Below are 1,079 nucleotides of genomic sequence, written 5' to 3' on the forward strand. Positions count from 1 at the left end.
GTAGCAGATATTTTTGATTATCTAGGAGGAGGGATGACTATTGAAGAAATATTAGATGATTTCCCCGATCTTACCTTAGAAGATATACAAGCCTGTTTTGCATTTGCCGCCGAGCGGGATCGTCGTTTAATGGTTATTCCCTATGAAACTGCTATTTGACGAAAACTTATCACCTAAACTACCTCTGTTACTGGTATCACATTTTCCCGATAGCGCTCATGTTAGAGATTGTAGCCTAAAAGGGTTTCCCGATCAAAGGATTTGGGAATATGCGCGTATCAATGGATTTATAATTGTCTCGAAAGATGCTGATTTTTATCAACGGAGTTTGTTGTATGGCCAACCTCCAAAGTTCATCTGGTTGAGGATTGGAAATTGTACCACTTATCATCTAATCAGTCTTATTTTAAAACATAAACAAGCTATTAAGAGATTTAGCGATAATTCTACCGAGTCAGTTTTAGTAATTGCATAATCATATATTATCCTAAGTGATCGCTTTTCTGATCGGGTGCATTAACAAAGTATAATGCACTTTATTTATTGTTTATTGATGAAATGATCCAAAGACGTTAATTTAAAAGATTGAGGTCAGGGGAGTTTGTTCGGTTGGTCTTGTGTTAAGATTAAGCTAGAGTAAATTCTAATCTCCGATTAAAATTTCAACGGAACAATCACCATGAACTTTTATACCGTTATTCTGAGAAAAAGTGCAGATTATTGGGTCTCATTATGTCTTGAAAATGGATTAGTTGGACAAGGAGAAACTCAGGAAAAAGCTATTGAGAAACTAAAAGAAGCGATTGAATCTTTTTGGGAGATTTATCGTGATCAAGCCAATATCTATACCAGTCCTATTCCTATAGACGAACTTCATGAATTTTTAACTGTGGGAGATTCTGAAACTCCCGAAACTTACGAACTCAGAAAAGTTTATGCCAGCAATTCTCATTTTGAAAACAAAAGAAGATAAAGTTCTCTATGTGAACAAGAGAACTTCTGTCTAATTATCATTTTTTTTCAAGATAATCATCATAATTAGCTTCAAGAGACAGTTTTAAAATATCTGCCCATAAAAA

Annotated in this window: 3 protein-coding genes; all 3 read left to right on the forward strand. The window is 34.5% G+C overall.

The window, feature by feature from the left end:
- Positions 1-159, forward strand: a 159-nt coding sequence (locus tag PX484_RS11810) for a DUF433 domain-containing protein (RefSeq protein ID WP_288103980.1), incomplete at its 5' end; no start/stop codon positions are given.
- On the forward strand, positions 143-475 hold the full coding sequence (locus tag PX484_RS11815; RefSeq protein ID WP_012266357.1) for a DUF5615 family PIN-like protein: 333 nt from the start codon (positions 143-145) through the stop codon (positions 473-475). The genes PX484_RS11810 and PX484_RS11815, both read left to right, overlap by 17 nt.
- A gap of 204 nt (positions 476-679) precedes the next feature.
- Positions 680-973 (forward strand): type II toxin-antitoxin system HicB family antitoxin, encoded by a 294-nt coding sequence (locus tag PX484_RS11820; protein ID WP_287767632.1) that lies wholly within the window; start codon positions 680-682, stop codon positions 971-973.
- The last annotated feature ends 106 nt before the right edge of the window (positions 974-1,079 follow it).

The organism is Microcystis sp. M49636_WE2 (assembly GCF_030065375.1).
Classification (GTDB): Bacteria; Cyanobacteriota; Cyanobacteriia; order Cyanobacteriales; family Microcystaceae; genus Microcystis; species Microcystis aeruginosa_C.

What these genes read in the sequence shown, in the direction of transcription:
- PX484_RS11815 (WP_012266357.1), top strand. Translation starts at nt 143, where the DNA reads ATGAAACTGCTATTTGACGAAAACTTATCACCTAAACTACCTCTGTTA.
- PX484_RS11820 (WP_287767632.1), top strand. Translation starts at nt 680, where the DNA reads ATGAACTTTTATACCGTTATTCTGAGAAAAAGTGCAGATTATTGGGTC.